Genomic DNA, 15,687 nt, shown 5'->3' on the forward strand with positions numbered 1-15,687 from the left:
GCTCAGTAGTGAAACCGACACTGAACGATGCTAATCCGTTCATCCGTAACTTCATAAACCAACCTATGCTTTTCATCTATCCTTCGACTCCAAAAGCCTGAAAGGTTCGCCTTAAGTGGTTCGGGCTTTCCTGTTCCTTCAAATGGTGTTCGTAGGCACTCTTTGATTAAAGCATTTATACGCTTGAGTACCTTTTTATCCTGCGTTTGCCAGTAGATATAATCATCCCAAGCGTTATCTGTAAACTCAATTGTCCGATTCATCTTCGATGAGATCCCTTTCAGTAGTACGGGATGCACGTAATTGGGCAATTGACTCATTTAAACGAGCAGCATTATTAGGAGATGAAAGAAGATATAAAGTTTCCATTAAGCTGTCATAGTGTTCTTGCCCCATAACAACGGCATGACTACCTTCTTTCCTAGTAATTACTGCTACATCTGCATCATCAATAACCTTATCTAAAACGGATTTTAGATTGTTACGTGCATCTGTATATGTAAATACTTGCATGTTTTGCACTTCCTAATTAAATATTTAGCCTTAAACAATATATATATGGTCACTTCACTGATCTAGCATTAGTTGGTTGGCACATTGGCTCATAAATTCGCTATAGATACTTTATATGGACACTTAAATTAAAAATTGGCTGTTTGAGTTCATGTTTGCAAAAACATAGTTTTGTACAATATTCTGTACAATTAAAATGTACAATATTCTGTACAAGATGTAAAGCTGGAAGAATAAGAAAATCGCAATTTTTACGCGCTATACAATAAGTGTTCTTTTAGTTTTCTAAGGCATAAATGCTATAAAAAAAAATGAACGATACTTCCGTTAATCAGCAGTTTTGTGAAATGGAAATTCTATTTTTATCAGATGTAAATATAACTTTGAACGGCAAAATTAGGCCTATTTCGAAGATTAACGATTTAGATGCCAATCAATGGTTTGATATTGCAAACCTGTTGCTTAGGTACAATATTGTCTTATCGCACTATGCTAAACAGATCGGTATTGAGATGGCACAAAAACAATGCCACTAGCAGCATATATGTGCTAAGGGCTGTTGTTTTACTTAGGATACTTGTTAGTGTGGAGCATCTTTAAATCACCGCCCCATTTAATCGGTATTTTGATTTCTGTAGCTGCTTGTTTCATATTTTGCGATGACTAGGAATGTTTCCAATCCCATGAAACTGTACCTTTACCATCTACAATGACCCATGCAGTTAGGTCTACAGCATTGCCAGTTAAGTGACGGCTATGTAGAGTTAAGAGTTATTGTCTTTTTTTCTTTTAATAGTTGAGCTTGACGTTCTTTAGTCCTTAATCGGTCGATTACTGTGAAATCTATTTGAGTTAATTCAATTGCCCTATTGACCACTTTAACAAGATCAGGATGGACACCTTCTAAACTAGACAAGCTCCTTTTAGGGGTATTTCCATAAGCAGATAGAGCTGAAGATGCAGTATTCAATATCCACGTTACTCTAGCTTCTTCAGCCCATTCTTTAAAAGCGGTGATGAGAAGATATGCTGTTCTACTCTACATTCAGGTCTAACAAATAAGCAATAATCAAAAGCCATCTCATTTCAGGTGCCTTAAAACGTACAGCAGCATCTGATACGATTTCCATTTTTAAAAGATTAAAACAAATTACTTTAACAGTAATCTTTACAACTACACGAAACTTTTCCATCCAAAAGAACCTTTCTATCTCTGCTTAAAAGGCAACTCTCAATGACCCAACTACAAAATTCTGTACGTTTGGGACTCATTACTGTTAACTCTCACTCGTGCAGCCAAAATTCAACTCTTATTGGAGTTTATAAAAATGGCAAAGCGCCGAAAGAATCGAAAGCCAAATAACAGTAATGTCAAAAATTTGAAAAAATCGATAGTAGCTCCTCCTAGCTCAGTTGAACGAGACATTGAAAAATTTAAATTTTATTCAGTTTTTGTTCATACCCTAGGGACCCTGATTATTAACTTCAAAGATCAAATTCTGAAGTTGATCAATTAAGTTGCTATAACATTCTGTTTTAGAACCATTGAACGCAATGGATGGGGTATAAGAATACTGCTCCATCTGTTGCTTATATTTTACTTCCATGTCATAAACGGCTTCTGCTGCTCCAGGTAGGTCTAGTAGGATCTCCCATTCGTATAGCATGGCTTTAACTGTGCCATATAGAGTACACATATGATTCATAGTTATCCCAAGTTTATAAAAGGTTTCTTCTTTGTCTCAACATCTAATTAAGTAGAAGATAGCTTGAGAAAGGAAAGATTTTCGTTTGCATCCTTTAATTTTCATTTTGTTATGATCTATTTAAAGACCAGTAAATAGGTCTTGTAATTGGTTTTTTAATTGTTTAGTATGAATGAAAGTTATGTAGCATTTGATTAATTGTAAATAAGAGGAGCCGATCTGTTAGCTACAAATAGGTCTAATATATTAATTATGGTGAGAAAAAACTCATGAATAACATTATCCTTAGTCGATTTGTTTCTAGTGTTTCTGAATTAAAAAAGAATCCAATGGAAGTCGTACAAAATGGTTTCGGTGAAGCTGTAGCTATCTTGAATAGGAATAACCCTGCGTTTTACTGTGTCCCTGCTGATATGTACGAAAGAATGATGGATTTAATTGAGGATCAGGAACTTTTAAAGCTAGTTGAACAAGTCGATACTGACAAAACTGTGAAGGTATCTATAGATGAGTTACGAACTAGAGTTCGAGGAAAAAGCGCTTAAAAAGTTTGATAAATTAAATCGTCAAATAGCTGAACAATTTATTAATAAGTTGGAAGCAATACTGGAAAATCCAAAGATACCGAGTAAAAAACTTAGAGGATCTAGTGATCTATACAAAATTAAGCTTAGGTCCGCAGGATATAGATTGGTGTATCATGTTATTGATGAAAGAGTAGTAATCATCGTCATTGATGTAGATAAGCGAGATACTATCTATAAAAACATGTAAGATAAATTAGCCCTCAGTCTTTGTTGTTGGGCTTCTTTAGTACATAGTTTAGATAATTTATTAACTGCTAAATTGCACTGAAGTCATTAGTAATTAATTATATTGTAATTTTCACTTCGCAGAACTTACCTCTAATTGCTGTACAATGTAGAGGTAAATACATACTCCATTTTCTTTTAAAAAAGTCTCATTCTTCAAATTAATTCAATATAAAGAATATGATGAATAGATATTTTTGGGGTTATTTAATCGAAACTAGATTAAATCTTAGTGAGGACCTTTTTAAACTCATTACAATTAATCTTTGTCTTCTATATATTCAAACAACTCATTCATCGTGCAGTTAAAGTATTTACATAATTTATCTGCAACAGGTAACTCAATGCGTACAGCACGGTCATAATACATATTTGTGAGTGTATTACGATTAATACCTGTTGCATGCACAACATCACTTAATTTTAAAATTTTTCGATCGCCCATTAGGCTAGACAACTTACAAGTAATCATATATCAATTTAGTTACAAAAAATAACCTGCTGTAAGTTATTATTCTATTGTTGAATGGAGGATACTTTGCTAAATTAACCTACAGCAGGTTAAAATGACTTTTAGAAAGTATCATTCATCTATTTTCAATTAAATTATAACTTTTTACATATGAAGTTTGAACCTGCAGCTAATTATTTTGTGGAGACTTCATATCGTGATGCCAAATGAGTTATTGATCAGCCAACAAGCACGAGACTTAGGAAATCAATTAATTAAAGAAATGAATATCAACAAAGGTTATGGAATGGCTAATTTTCTAGGTGTCAATTTCTGCTATGATAACCATCAGGCAGTTCTTATTTGGACATTTCAACAGATTGAAAAGCAACCTGCTTTAAATGATTTTGGAGAAATAAAAAAATATTTTCTTTTATTCTTTCCGGATAGTGTTTATGAAATAGCCTAAGCATTATAGAATAAGAAAAGTAGATCTCTAATAGAGGTCTATTTCAAATTTCATTATTAAAAGTTAATTTTATTTAGTAAAATCATTATTTTTCAATTACTAAAGTAGAGTCAATATTTTTTTGATGTTAGTGCTCAACCTAATATTTATACACCTCTCATATAATTCAAACTAGAACTAAGTGCGTTAATTATTTAGTAGCACTTAAGTAATTACCCCACCATTGCATCATTTCAGTTCGTTGGGCTAAATATTCAGCATGATTATAGCTTGCACGTGTACGATTCTTATCAATATGCGAAAGTTGTGACTCAATCCAATTATCTTGGAACAAACCAGAGTCATTCAAAATAGTGCTGAAAGTAGAGCGTAATCCATGAGAAGATAATTGGTGTTTATCATAGCCCATCTTACGTATGGCCATATTTAATGTATTGAAATGTATTGGTTGATTGTGTTTTCGTGGACTAGCAAAAATGTATTTTTCCCCTAATGACCATTGCATTACATCTTTTAAAATTTCTAAAGCCTGATCTGAAAGTGGAACTAAAAAATCTGGAATTTCATGGCCTAATATAACTTTACGTCGGAACTGCTTAATATGTAAAGCTGGAATTCTCCAAATTTTATCTTTTAAATCAAAATGATGAGGTTCAGCTAATAACAATTCAGCCCCTCGCACGCCCGTATGCAATTTGAACATCAGTGCTTTTTTAATGATAGGATGGGTGTCTAACTTTTGTACTTTATGCATAAAATCAGATATATCTTCAGCTCTTAAATAAGGGTAATTCTTCTTGATTTTGTTATTGACGGCAATTTTATTTAAACTATGGGCTATATTGTATTCGCAATAACCCATTGCTACAGCGTAGTCATAAATTTGGTTCAAATAACTACAAGCTTTCTTGACAGGTTCTTTTACTTGGCGTGTCTCAATCTTTCTAATTATCGCGACGAGGTCATAACGTTTAACTTTTTGAAAAGGTATCTCTTGAAGTTCTGGGTAAATATCATTTTGTAGACATTTTTCTGCTAGCTCTAGAACACCACAGCGAGGTAAGTCATTGAATGCATTCTTAAGTTTGAACTGAAGCCACTCATCTCCAACCTTACGAAAGGTAATTATTTCTGAAATAGCATCTTCTTCAAAACAAAAATTATTGTCTCTAAAATCATCTCTTATCTGACGTGCTTTTTTTAAAGTTATATCTGGATATGACCCCAATTGAATACGCCGACGTTTTTTTGCTTTTGGGTCTGTATAGCGATAGCACCAGTATTTTCTTCCATTTGGTTCAACCTTTAAACTGAGCCCATCTTCATCAGATAAAAAATAGATTTTATCTTTGTAGTTAGCTTGGCGAACTTTGATTTCAGTAAGACTCATGAATTTTAATGAAACCTATCAGAGGGTTGGTTTGCTAAATTATATCAAAATTTAAGAACTTTTATATGATGCGTATGTTACGCATCATATAAAATTGTAAGATATTGTTTTATATGCTTATTATTAAAAATCCTATGGTTTTAGTAACCATCTCAAGTACCACCTCAAGTTTAAGTTCCCAACGGCTTTGTTGCACAAAGATTTAAAAGATAACACTCTGCTCATTTGAACAGAATTCAAGTGACAACTTGGGTATGAGGACGACCTAATTCTGTAAATTTGTTCAATACGGCTATGCGTGCATGAATCTCATTCACCTGACTAGAAAAACTCCTTGCTGTTAATTTATCACCTAATAGTTTGATGCAATGCATCTTGGTTTCAACTAAACTTCGACGATGATAACCAGACCATTTTTTCCAAAGCGTTCTTCCTAAACGTTTAACTGTTTTCAGTAACTCATTCCGCTCTAAAGATCTCAATTTCTGATCTTTCCATGGTTTTGCATTTTTTCTTGGCGGAATGAGCGCATGTGCATCTCGATCTAGAATGACTTGTCTGCAGTGCTTCGTGTCATAAGCACCATCGGTATAGACCGAATCAATTCGTTCATCTAAGGGAATTTGAGCAAGTAAATCACCGAGTACTTGCGAATCGCTCACATTATTTGTAGCAAGCTGTACTGCACGTGTTTGCAAGGTTTCAGCATCGATGCCAATATGAAGCTTACGCCATTGGCGACGATATTCAGGTCCATGTTTCTTACGTTTCCACTCACCTTCACCTAGAAACTTTAAGCCAGTTGAGTCGACGAGTAGATGTAGCCCATCACTACTTTTTTGATAGCTAATCGCAATATCAATATGTTTTTGTCTTCGACAAAGCGTACTGTAATCTGGTGCGGTCCAATTTAATCCACAAAGTTTAATCAGACTTTGAACAAAACCTGTGACCATGCGTAAAGAGAGTCTAAATAAAGATTTGATCATTAAACAGCATTGAATAGCCGTATCGGAGTAAGTTTGATTTCGACCTTGCTTGTTTTGTGGTTGTGTATACCACTGAGTGTTTGGATCAAACCAAATGGAAATGTTGCCCCGATTAATGAGAGCGCGATTATAGGAAGACCAATTGGTTGTACGATAAGTTTTAGGAGTAGGTTTATTCATTTTGAAATTATAGGACTGAATAAACCTTATAGGCTAGGTTTGTGCAACAAAGCCACTATTGTCTAAAATCCAGTAATCAAACTGTGATGCTAAAGCTTTTAAATTCCCCTTATTATGAATCAAAGTCAGCATGATGATTTTCATAAAGACGGTTTACTTATGATAAGGAAATTTCTAAACAATACCCCTTTCAACATACTTAGGCTATTTCAACCAGAGTTCATCTTTTTGCATCATTTTTAAGAACCTATCCAGAATATTTTCTATGCAAAAGTAGCCTTAAAAAGGCTAAATTAATGAACTGAAGACTCGTATTTAGGTGCTTTTCACAGTTTTTCCAGAGCCTTCTACACTTTTCTAACCAAGCAAATGATCTTTCCACAACCCAGCGTTGTGGAATGACTGCAAATTTATGCAATTCACTTCGTTTAGCTACATCAACTCGGGATCCGATTAAATTATTAACAGCCAAAGAAAAGCGTTCACCTGTATAACCGCCATCAACAAATACAACCTCTACATTTTGTAAGCTATCTTTATGCAAAGTTATAGTATCTAACGCACCTTGACGATCTGTTTTATCTGCTGTCGTAACCAATGTTCCATGCGGGAGACCTTCAGTATCAACAATAATATGTCTTTTAATGCCTGAAACTTTTTTACCAGCATCATACCCTTTATCACGTGCAGTATCTGTGTTTTTTACACTTTGTGAATCAATCATGATAAAGCTCGTTTGTTATTTCCGTCTATTGCTGATACGGGCTTCGCCAACTACATTTTTTTAAAGCTTGCTCAAGTATGCTAGGTTCAGTTTCTGAAGACTTTTTATTCCAAATCGAGAAGTAATAATGCACAGTGCTTTTAGGTGGGAAGTCTCGAGGAAGCATACTCCATTGGCATCCACTTTTTAGAATATAGAGCAATGCGCAAAATACTTCATAGACATCAACGACTTTTGGACGTGTTTGTTTTTTTCCGCTCAATAGTAGCGGTTCAATTTCTTTAAAAGCTTCTCGACTAATGTCGCTGGGATATGGTTTTCTCATGGGGGAAATTTAACAAATTATTTTTTCAATTGCTAAAAAAGAATGAAATTAATACTGGATAGGCTCTAAGCTTAGTGGAACAGTGGCAATATCAAACCTTAGATGATTATGGCTATGTCTTCAGTTTTTTCTGGATGGCTGCGCCATATTTTCTGGGCATGGATGCCAGCCACATGCATCCTAAATACATAGATGCAATCCGCTATATTTTGCACAGTCAATCCAAACCTTAGACTCAAACAGGCCGAATGAATTTAGGCTCAAGCTCCTGCTCATTTCCAAGATTGTAAACATCACAGGAAACTGCCTCAGCCTGATAAATACCGAGGCTACAGCGGTTCAGCCGCTATTTAAAATAGACTTCATAATTAATGACAGAGGTGAATTTTCCAGCATTTACAGGCTTTTTCAGAAACAATACGCCCGCTTCAAAGTTTTTACTCAGCTGCGTTCCTGTACTGTAGCCAAAATCAACCGTGTCATTTAAGCTCAAAGGCGCGCTGTTTCCTGATTCAAACAGGCGGATTCCCACCACATCTTTCATGCCTGTTTCTATGGCAGTGACCGTTTGATCATCCACTTTATACGCCGAACTGAACACGCCAACAAAAGGATATTTTGCGCAGTCTTTGCCATTGGTGGTGACATTAATGGTAAATGGCGTTTTTCTTAGAACGGTATTTAAATCCTGATAAGCATAGTACTTGCCCAAATCCACACTCTGCGTGCTCAGCACAGGGACACATTCCACATAATTGATTTGAACCCCGCTGACTTTTTCCTGAAAATTGCCGTTGCCGTTGCGCCCGCCAATACCGTCAAGCTGGAAAACATCATAGTTTTTCACCGTTGCAGGAAAATTGCTGCCTGAACCGCGCGCCTTAATATATAAAGAATAGGTTAAGGTAATGGTTTGAGGATCTGCACAACGCTTTGAACTTAACCAATTATTTTTACCAATCAAATTACAATTTTGAGAAGCTCTTGAGGTAGACCAGTAGTTATCAGATTGATAGCTGAGCGCGCGCTTGCCGGTCGCGATTGTATCGGTGGTTTTTGTAATGGGATATTCTTGGCCATTAAAACGGATGCCCATAATTAAATTAGAGTTGCCAAAATCGGTCGCTAATTTTTTCGCAGCGTCATCGACATATAAATAAGCATCTTCACTGGAGTTGGTCGTTGCATCATCATAACAGGTAAACGTCGATGAATAAGTTTGCGACTCCCACAATAATGCATTGGTTGCACTATTAAAACTGGTGACCGTAATCGTGCCGACATTTGTGGTATTGGTGGTGTTTTTTGCTGTGTCAATATTAAAATTGCTGGTCGCTTTGCCGCCGGACAGGCAGCGCATGGCCGATGCGCTTTGCACAGCACTTAGACTGATGACGATTAAAAATGCATTCAAAAGTAGTGAAAGCCATTTGCGCTTCATTTAGATTCTCCTGCTTCACATATTAATGCCAGTTCATCGTAACCAATATCACGGCTGCTGAGCTGCGGTAAAGTAAAATGACACTGCTGGTTTTCAGCACTGCCCCATTTCGCGGTCAAAACCTGCCCTGACTCAACATTAGTCAGGTAAGCCTGGCTATCTAATCCTACCAAGCCATAATGGTTGAGGCCTTTCACATCGCTGATTTCCGTACCGGCTGCCAACCCATGGCCTTTATAATTCAAATTGACCAGCACGCTGTAACCTGTCTTCACATCAAATTTTACTTTCACAATCGCATATTTAGTAGGAACAATATCATTCTTCACCAATTCATCAATAAAGATATTTTGCCCTAAATCTTCCGCCTGCAGCGCCACACGGTTTTTTGCATAAGGATTGCTGCTGCTAATAATAGCATAGCCATGCTTATCCAATTTTAAACCGGTTTGATTTTCAATACGGATATCGCTGGCGCCTTTGGCTTCAATCAAAATCGGCGAATTATACATTTGCTGCCCGAAGACTGCCCCTTGAGAATGCACAAGCAGGCCGCCGCTCACCCCTGCATACAGCTGCTGGTATTGATCTGCATAAGCATATCCGACATTGGCATTGCCTTTGATTCCCCGATATGCTGCATTCACATTAAAATGATCGCCGCTTTTTTCAGAATGCCCCGCCAGCAACTGCGCCTGCAGGTTTTTATCCTTCAAAAAGCTTGCAGACAGCGCGCTTTGCAGGGTTGCGCCCGAGCTTTCAGAATAGAGCGCGCTGTTATTGACAATAACATCATGCTGCTTAAAGGATTTCGGCGTATCAATCGGCAGGCTCAAATTCAGCCCAACAGAATACTCAGAACCGCTGAAGAGGCTCCTGCTGTTTTGATAATACAGGCCATAAGACATACGCTGAATATTGTTATTATAGCCAATCTGCCAATTGTGCTGATTGTATTCCTTTTGCCAAAACTGAGTATCGGACACATTGGCATACAGCTGCCCCCATTTGCCAAGACGCTGATTCAGTGAAATTTGATACTGAGTTTTTCTATTGAAAAACACAGGCGAATAATAGGACTGTGTTTGAATATCAGCAGAATTTGCGGGGTCATTGACTGCCGATGAGTTTTGGTACTGATACTTATACGCGCCATTCTGCCACTGCGCTTTTTCTTGTACAGCATCTGCAAAGCTGAAATACTGCTCACTGTAATGAGACCCGGTCAGGTGAATATCAGTTCCCAGTGTATTAATGGATCTTGCATAGTTCACACGCACAGCTAAGCCGTCTTCTTGACGGCCGCTGAATAAGGTATTGCGGGCATAGCTCAGGTCGGCAGAAACGGCGCCCCAATTTCCCAATGACCACGCGGTGCCACCTGCAACGGAGTGATAATCCTCTGCAGCCAGCACGCCTACATACGGCGTCAGAAAATTGTTGAAGCCCAGCGTATAGGTCAGCTGGCCAAAATACGGCAGCTCCGCGCCTGAACCGCTGCGGTATTGCCCTGCAGTGATCTGATATTTATGCTGCCCAGCGCGCACCATATTCGGTATAGATGCATACGGCTGCGTATAAGTACGGACGGAGCCGTCACTTTCAATAATTTTGATTTCCAAATCGCCGCTGTCGTTCACGCCAGATAAATCGGCGATTTCAAAATTGCCCGGCGCAACATTCATGCTGTACACCAAGTAATTATTTTGACGGATTTCGACCAGCGCATTGCTGCGCGCGGTGCCGCGGATCACTGGCGCATAGCTTTGCAAGCCGATTGGCAATTGCGCCTCATCACTGCTGAATTGCAGGCCGCGGAAATTAATGCTTTCAAAAACATCGCCGCGGGTATTGGCATCGCCCAATTCTAGGCGCGCCTTTAATGGAATAATGTCGCGTTCAAGCTTATTGATGACATTGTCCCAAGATGCAGACTGCCCTGTGCTCTTTAAAAAGCTGCTCTGATTGCGGTAACGCCACGCGCCCCAATTAAAGCCGCTGTTCAGTAATAGGCTGCTGTTGCTGGTATCAGGGCCTGACTGGCTTTTATAGGTATTCGTATTGGCGCTGTAATTTAAGATCAGCGCATTGATGCCCTGATCATACAGTTTTGGTGAAATATAGCCGCGCGCATTCTGCCGTAAAAAGACCTGAGGAATGGATAAATTTAACGTTTGCAGACCAGCATCAAAATTGAGTTTTGCACCGGATAATGCCGTCAGGTCATAACAGGCCGAAGATGGCTGCGCATCCGTTTGAGTGTCTAAAAGTATTTGATAGTCTTCAATAAAACTGGCATCAACACAAGGAACAACATCTTGATCTTTTTGATAAAATTTTACTTTTCTTTTTTCAATGCGCTGATTATTCAGGTAAATGCTGAAATCATAATCACCCGGCAAAATGCTGTAGCCTTTGGTGACAGCATCAAAAACCACTTGGTCGGTAACATCTTTAAGAAATGCTGTATTGAACGCTGAATCTTCTGCCTGTGTATTTAATGCAGCAAGGCTCAGACTAAGCAAAGACAGTTTTAAATAATGCAAGTTCAAATCCAACTGCAGTTCAAATCATTATTTCAAAATAACTTCGGGCATCTCAATATTGCTGCCATAGTCATTGATATAGGTAAATTTAAGGCTTTTTACATTTTCCGGCACGTTGCGCAGCACATCAATGCTTTGGAATGGCGGCGCCATATCCTGATTCATATGGGTGATCGGCTGGCCATTTTTGCCTAAAGCCAAATCGCCGATCGTGATAAATAACGGGCTATTATTTTTCAGCTTCAATGTGCCATGTTCAACAGACCACTGAAGTTTTTTCACCGCTGCCGGCAAATCATCTTCAATTTGCTGCGGACGGTAGAATAATTTGAGTTTTGAACGCACTGCCAGCTGTAAAGTGTTTTCTTCTTCCGGCTTTGGCGGTATTTCCTGCACATTAATCCAAACTTGGCTTTCGCGGTCTGTCGGCAAGCCTGAACCCGAATAAATGAATCGTAAAACAGATTCTTTTTGCGGTTCAATTTTGATTAATGGCGGCGTCACAATAAAAGGCACTTTAGCTGAAGCTGTTTTATCTTCACCAGCTTCCAGCCAAGTTTGCACAATATAAGGTTTAGACGCGTTATTTTTCAGATTTAGCGTGGCAGCTTTGCTGTCACTGTGATAAATCACGCGGCTAGCCATGGCCTGAATCGCAGCATTGCTTGGCGATGCAAACGCAAGGCCGGACAAAACAATGGCGAATAAAGATGGATTCAGGCGCATGACTGTTCCTCAGGGTGCTAAATTATTTTTGCTGCAATGTAATGCTTACAGTTGCGTCTGCTTTACCTGCAGTCACAGTACTGCTAGTCGCTTGATAGAACGCCTGCAATGGCAAAGTTCCTGCAGCAGTTCCGTCAGTGCCAGACGCAGTTAAAGCAGCGTTAGAATCAGCACCGACTACTGTATTTAAATTCACTAAATTTGATGTACTGTTTGCGTTTGCAATTGCAATGCCGACACCTGTTGCAGCTGATGCTTTCAGCAGTTTAGCGTTCGTTGCATCTGCAGTACCTGCAAAGTTAACTTGATAGTTGCCGGCAACACAGTTGGCTACATCAATCGTAAAATTTGCTGGAGTTGATTTATCGCCAGCTACTTTAAACATAGACGTTGGCCATTTGCCTAAAACAACTTCATTGCTGCTGCTGTTGTTGATTTTAATATCACATGCGGCATTCACAATTTCGCCAGTAAAGTTAATTTGACCCGCAGCAAATGCTGAAGTTGTGAAAGCCAATGCTGAAACTGCTGCGAATGCCAAAGAAATTTGTGTTTTCATTTACTTAACCTAAAGATAATCAATAATTTTTTTCCGCTTATTGCGGGACTTGCTAAAATACGACCACAAACACAAAGAAAATACAAAATGTGACATATCTTACATTTTTTGAATCATAGCAGAAAAAAAATATTTGAAAACTCCTTTGATATATTTTTTGTAAACAAGACAGGGAAATATCAACGAAACAGCTCAAAATCGCTTTACTAAATTTTTGATATATTAGACCTCTTGCTTTAGTCAAAATTTAATCCGTGATAAACGTTGATTTTTAAATAAATATCAAAATCTAAAATAGTCAAAAATGATATTTTCGCAAGAGGTCTAATAGATGAGTTATTAAAAAGAAGTCATTTATAATTAATTTCAAGATTTAAGGATTTTTTTTCAGGAAGTTGCTTTAAATTTACCGCAAAAAAAGTGGAACGTGTTTCGGCCTGCTGCAGCAGATAGGATTGAATTTGTACAATTGAACGATCTTCAGTCTTCATGCGCTCAATGGCGTTTGCAAATTGATTTTCTAAAACTTCACATTTTTTTTCATTATCAGAATAATTTAAATCACATGTGTTTTCATAAATTTCTCCGCTGAAATTCAGATTAATCGCTTCTTGAGCAAAAACAGCTGAAGCCGCACACACAGATATCAAAATTATTGCGATATTTTTTAACATTACACCGTCCCAGCTTATTATCTTTTATAATTTTTATAGCACAGCTGCTCAATCCGTTATTCTTCTTAATTATCAAAAAAATAAAGGATTGATAACTTGATCACATACTGCACGCTTTTAATTTTCAATTGCTCATCCTGTGTGCAGGGGCACCCATATTTTACTTTTCAGTGGTATCCGCCCTTTAAAAAAAACAGCCTCTATGCATTTACTATTTATTATAAAAAAACTTAAATTAATCATGAAGTATAATTAAAAAATTATCAGGATAGCCAAATTTACCCCCTCGGTATTGGCTATCAAGGCTAAAAGCCTATTTGCCGAAAAATTAGGGTCTGTTGACATTTACTGTTCATAATTAACCCTATAAAGGTAGCCATAAAAATATACAGGCTAAAGCAACAGAACTTTGATAATTTCTTTTGAGCTTGTCATATTGAGTAGCTATTCCTCTAAATTGCTTTAATCTACACAACATATTTTCAACTAAATGCCTGATTTTATATAAATACCAGTCCATATGGTCATTGTTCGATTGGCTATTTGCTTTCTTTGGTATATTCGCTTTAGTTCCTGTTTTCCTGATCTGTTCACGCAGTGGTTCTGAATCATAGCCTTTATCTGCGCATACCACTTTTGTCTCTTTTAAATCTAATGTTGATATTAAATAAGGTGCAACTTTAACATCATGTGTGGTTCCATCGGTAATCATGAAATCAATAGGATTGCCATGTGCATCAACAATCAAATGTATTTTTGAGGAGTTTCCTCCTACACTTTTAGAAATAGATTGATTCGCTATGCCGGCAGAATGTTGATGAGCACGTACATGAGAGCCATCAATAAAAATCCACTCCATATCGGGGCATGAGGCTAGTAATTTGAATAATCTAAGTAACTTACCGCTGCTTGACCAACGATTAAAACGTTTGAAAATAGAGTTTGAATGACCAAAACAACAAGGAATATCTCGCCACGGACAGCCTGTTCTAATTCTATAGAGAATAGCTTCAATAAAATTGCGTAAATTTGAGTTGTGGTGAATGGATAAATTACGCAGAATAACTTTCAACTTTTGCCAGTGTTGATCTGTCAGCATGGTACGAGGCATAGCGAATAGTAAAATTGGGTTTGGCGATTTGATTTTACTACTTCGCTATTTTTTTAAGCTAAAAGTGTCAACACACCCTACTAATAGAGCGCCTCACGGCGCCCTATCTTTTAGAAAAACGTATCTGCCGATACATTAAACCGCTCAGACAATGCCTTAATATGACGAATATTCAGTTGGCGTTTTCCACTTAAAATCTCAGAAATCACAGATTGGGTTGCAACCTCTGATAAGTCAGACTGACCTAAACCATGTTGCTCCATCAAAAAAGCCAAAGCAGCACGGCCATCCCCTTTAGGCATAGGAAGATGCTCATTTTCATAATCAGAAACCAAATCACCAAGCTGATGAATAAGCCCTATTAAAGGATGAGACTCGTCATCACCAACGGTATCTAAAAGTTCATCTAAAGCTTCAACAAGTGTATGAAAGTCGTCTTCATTTTCTGGCTTGCTGAGCAATGGTGCAACGTAGTGCCAGTGGTCTACGGCCTGTTTAATCATCGCGTTCATACTAACCTTCCTTCCAATGACCTTTGTCATATTCTTTATGGGACAAGACATGACGAATATACACACGTTTTGCGTGATACATCACGACGGCAATAAGTCGGATCTTGTTCCCGCCAATATCGAATACATGGAACTTTCTAACTTTATCGACCGCTGGAAAGAGCTGTTTCATCTCAGCAAAATCTTTCGGATCGTTTGCCTTTATGATTCGATACCAACCATCTAATGCCGTTTCAGCCTGTGGCCACTTTTGCATTGCTTCTATAATTCGAGCGTGGGTGATCACATGCATAATATTTTATCGCATTTTGCTATAAATCAAGTATAAACTAATTATCGCATTTTGCAATATTGAAGGGCTAGGATGAATAAAGCGCCAAACGGCGCTTTATTCATTATCAGAATACACTTAATCTGATGACCTTAAAAATTCCTGTTCATTGATCTGACTTTTCCCCGTCACATGCAGTTCATAGAATTTACGACTCACATGGACCATGCAACCCAAGTCAATGACTTGATTTAAAGCATGCTTTCCATCTCAAAGGTTTCAGACAAT

At 37.8% G+C, this 15,687-nt stretch carries 18 protein-coding genes and 3 pseudogenes; 4 read left to right on the plus strand and 17 right to left on the minus strand.

The features are described 5' to 3' along the window. Positions 1 to 2: 2 nt before the first annotated feature. From AC5EUN_RS17100 to AC5EUN_RS17120, 5 genes and pseudogenes are all read right to left on the minus strand, one after another. Positions 3 to 263 (minus strand): Txe/YoeB family addiction module toxin, encoded by a 261-nt coding sequence (locus AC5EUN_RS17100; protein ID WP_034617162.1) that lies wholly within the window; start codon positions 261 to 263, stop codon positions 3 to 5. Next, complete coding sequence (locus AC5EUN_RS17105; RefSeq protein WP_034617158.1) at positions 247 to 513, minus strand: type II toxin-antitoxin system Phd/YefM family antitoxin; 267 nt, start codon at positions 511 to 513, stop codon at positions 247 to 249. The genes AC5EUN_RS17100 and AC5EUN_RS17105 overlap by 17 nt, the downstream gene beginning before the upstream one ends. A 564-nt stretch (positions 514 to 1,077) precedes the next feature. Further along, positions 1,078 to 1,483 (minus strand): annotated as a pseudogene (locus AC5EUN_RS17110) (M15 family metallopeptidase domain-containing protein). Positions 1,484 to 1,547: 64 nt separating this feature from the next. Next, positions 1,548 to 1,706 (minus strand): hypothetical protein, encoded by a 159-nt coding sequence (locus AC5EUN_RS17115; RefSeq protein WP_155768699.1) that lies wholly within the window; start codon positions 1,704 to 1,706, stop codon positions 1,548 to 1,550. 270 nt (positions 1,707 to 1,976) lie between these two features. Next, the gene (locus AC5EUN_RS17120; protein ID WP_224469590.1) at positions 1,977 to 2,219 is read right to left on the minus strand and encodes a hypothetical protein; all 243 of its coding nucleotides are present in this window, start codon (positions 2,217 to 2,219) and stop codon (positions 1,977 to 1,979) included. Between the two features lie 269 nt (positions 2,220 to 2,488). Here AC5EUN_RS17120 and AC5EUN_RS17125 point away from each other — a divergent pair, with 269 nt between their 5' ends. Together AC5EUN_RS17125 and AC5EUN_RS17130 are read left to right on the plus strand one after the other, a co-directional pair. Further along, positions 2,489 to 2,764: a type II toxin-antitoxin system Phd/YefM family antitoxin gene (locus AC5EUN_RS17125; protein ID WP_034617152.1), complete on the plus strand. Its 276-nt coding sequence runs from the start codon at positions 2,489 to 2,491 to the stop codon at positions 2,762 to 2,764. Continuing rightward, positions 2,727 to 2,993, plus strand: coding sequence for a type II toxin-antitoxin system RelE family toxin (locus AC5EUN_RS17130; RefSeq protein ID WP_034617149.1), 267 nt, complete (start codon positions 2,727 to 2,729; stop codon positions 2,991 to 2,993). Before AC5EUN_RS17125 ends, AC5EUN_RS17130 begins: the two co-directional genes overlap by 38 nt. Positions 2,994 to 3,290: 297 nt before the next feature. Here the strand turns inward: AC5EUN_RS17130 and AC5EUN_RS17135 are convergent, their stop codons facing one another. Continuing rightward, the gene (locus tag AC5EUN_RS17135; RefSeq protein WP_034617146.1) at positions 3,291 to 3,503 is read right to left on the minus strand and encodes a helix-turn-helix domain-containing protein; all 213 of its coding nucleotides are present in this window, start codon (positions 3,501 to 3,503) and stop codon (positions 3,291 to 3,293) included. A gap of 196 nt (positions 3,504 to 3,699) precedes the next feature. Between AC5EUN_RS17135 and AC5EUN_RS17140 the strand changes: the two genes are divergently transcribed. After that, entirely contained in the window at positions 3,700 to 3,951 is a 252-nt protein-coding gene (locus AC5EUN_RS17140) for a hypothetical protein (RefSeq protein ID WP_034617143.1), read from the plus strand. Between the two features lie 190 nt (positions 3,952 to 4,141). Here the strand turns inward: AC5EUN_RS17140 and AC5EUN_RS17145 are convergent, their stop codons facing one another. From AC5EUN_RS17145 to AC5EUN_RS17155, 3 genes and pseudogenes are all read right to left on the minus strand, one after another. Further along, positions 4,142 to 5,341 (minus strand): tyrosine-type recombinase/integrase, encoded by a 1,200-nt coding sequence (locus tag AC5EUN_RS17145; protein WP_034617140.1) that lies wholly within the window; start codon positions 5,339 to 5,341, stop codon positions 4,142 to 4,144. 236 nt (positions 5,342 to 5,577) lie between these two features. Then, complete coding sequence (locus AC5EUN_RS17150; protein WP_493352498.1) at positions 5,578 to 6,510, minus strand: IS5-like element ISAha2 family transposase; 933 nt, start codon at positions 6,508 to 6,510, stop codon at positions 5,578 to 5,580. A 247-nt stretch (positions 6,511 to 6,757) separates the two neighbouring features. Further along, positions 6,758 to 7,559: pseudogene (locus tag AC5EUN_RS17155) on the minus strand (IS5 family transposase). 74 nt (positions 7,560 to 7,633) lie between these two features. On the opposite strand from AC5EUN_RS17155, the gene AC5EUN_RS17160 reads away from it, so the two are divergent. Then, entirely contained in the window at positions 7,634 to 7,792 is a 159-nt protein-coding gene (locus tag AC5EUN_RS17160) for a hypothetical protein (protein ID WP_167356351.1), read from the plus strand. 113 nt (positions 7,793 to 7,905) lie between these two features. Here AC5EUN_RS17160 and AC5EUN_RS17165 read toward each other — a convergent pair whose 3' ends face one another. The 8 genes and pseudogenes from AC5EUN_RS17165 to AC5EUN_RS17200 form a co-directional block, all read right to left on the minus strand. Continuing rightward, a complete protein-coding gene (locus AC5EUN_RS17165) occupies positions 7,906 to 9,000 on the minus strand; it encodes a fimbrial protein (RefSeq protein WP_092693061.1) in 1,095 nt (364 codons plus the stop codon). Next, on the minus strand, positions 8,997 to 11,546 hold the full coding sequence (locus tag AC5EUN_RS17170) for a fimbria/pilus outer membrane usher protein (protein ID WP_493352499.1): 2,550 nt from the start codon (positions 11,544 to 11,546) through the stop codon (positions 8,997 to 8,999). Before AC5EUN_RS17170 ends, AC5EUN_RS17165 begins: the two co-directional genes overlap by 4 nt. Before the next feature lie 27 nt (positions 11,547 to 11,573). Continuing rightward, positions 11,574 to 12,272, minus strand: coding sequence for a fimbrial biogenesis chaperone (locus tag AC5EUN_RS17175; RefSeq protein WP_151837477.1), 699 nt, complete (start codon positions 12,270 to 12,272; stop codon positions 11,574 to 11,576). Between the two features lie 22 nt (positions 12,273 to 12,294). Further along, on the minus strand, positions 12,295 to 12,831 hold the full coding sequence (locus AC5EUN_RS17180; RefSeq protein WP_224469555.1) for a fimbrial protein: 537 nt from the start codon (positions 12,829 to 12,831) through the stop codon (positions 12,295 to 12,297). A 350-nt stretch (positions 12,832 to 13,181) separates the two neighbouring features. Beyond that, complete coding sequence (locus AC5EUN_RS17185; protein WP_148826188.1) at positions 13,182 to 13,505, minus strand: hypothetical protein; 324 nt, start codon at positions 13,503 to 13,505, stop codon at positions 13,182 to 13,184. 345 nt (positions 13,506 to 13,850) lie between these two features. Continuing rightward, positions 13,851 to 14,616, minus strand: a pseudogene (locus AC5EUN_RS17190) (IS5 family transposase). 110 nt (positions 14,617 to 14,726) lie between these two features. Then, complete coding sequence (locus AC5EUN_RS17195; protein ID WP_224469552.1) at positions 14,727 to 15,128, minus strand: helix-turn-helix domain-containing protein; 402 nt, start codon at positions 15,126 to 15,128, stop codon at positions 14,727 to 14,729. 1 nt (position 15,129) lies between these two features. Further along, on the minus strand, positions 15,130 to 15,420 hold the full coding sequence (locus AC5EUN_RS17200) for a type II toxin-antitoxin system HigB family toxin (protein ID WP_224469550.1): 291 nt from the start codon (positions 15,418 to 15,420) through the stop codon (positions 15,130 to 15,132). Positions 15,421 to 15,687 lie beyond the last annotated feature (267 nt).

The sequence above is a fragment of the Acinetobacter sp. CAU_H_S170_2 genome (assembly GCF_058890445.1).

Coding starts and splice junctions, on each gene's coding strand:
- AC5EUN_RS17100 (WP_034617162.1), bottom strand. CDS start 263: ATGAATCGGACAATTGAGTTTACAGATAACGCTTGGGATGATTATATC.
- AC5EUN_RS17105 (WP_034617158.1), bottom strand. CDS start 513: ATGCAAGTATTTACATATACAGATGCACGTAACAATCTAAAATCCGTT.
- AC5EUN_RS17115 (WP_155768699.1), bottom strand. CDS start 1,706: ATGGAAAAGTTTCGTGTAGTTGTAAAGATTACTGTTAAAGTAATTTGT.
- AC5EUN_RS17120 (WP_224469590.1), bottom strand. CDS start 2,219: ATGAATCATATGTGTACTCTATATGGCACAGTTAAAGCCATGCTATAC.
- AC5EUN_RS17125 (WP_034617152.1), top strand. CDS start 2,489: ATGAATAACATTATCCTTAGTCGATTTGTTTCTAGTGTTTCTGAATTA.
- AC5EUN_RS17130 (WP_034617149.1), top strand. CDS start 2,727: ATGAGTTACGAACTAGAGTTCGAGGAAAAAGCGCTTAAAAAGTTTGAT.
- AC5EUN_RS17135 (WP_034617146.1), bottom strand. CDS start 3,503: ATGATTACTTGTAAGTTGTCTAGCCTAATGGGCGATCGAAAAATTTTA.
- AC5EUN_RS17145 (WP_034617140.1), bottom strand. CDS start 5,341: ATGAGTCTTACTGAAATCAAAGTTCGCCAAGCTAACTACAAAGATAAA.
- AC5EUN_RS17150 (WP_493352498.1), bottom strand. CDS start 6,510: ATGAATAAACCTACTCCTAAAACTTATCGTACAACCAATTGGTCTTCC.
- AC5EUN_RS17165 (WP_092693061.1), bottom strand. CDS start 9,000: ATGAAGCGCAAATGGCTTTCACTACTTTTGAATGCATTTTTAATCGTC.
- AC5EUN_RS17175 (WP_151837477.1), bottom strand. CDS start 12,272: ATGCGCCTGAATCCATCTTTATTCGCCATTGTTTTGTCCGGCCTTGCG.
- AC5EUN_RS17180 (WP_224469555.1), bottom strand. CDS start 12,831: ATGAAAACACAAATTTCTTTGGCATTCGCAGCAGTTTCAGCATTGGCT.
- AC5EUN_RS17185 (WP_148826188.1), bottom strand. CDS start 13,505: ATGTTAAAAAATATCGCAATAATTTTGATATCTGTGTGTGCGGCTTCA.
- AC5EUN_RS17195 (WP_224469552.1), bottom strand. CDS start 15,128: ATGAACGCGATGATTAAACAGGCCGTAGACCACTGGCACTACGTTGCA.
- AC5EUN_RS17200 (WP_224469550.1), bottom strand. CDS start 15,420: ATGCATGTGATCACCCACGCTCGAATTATAGAAGCAATGCAAAAGTGG.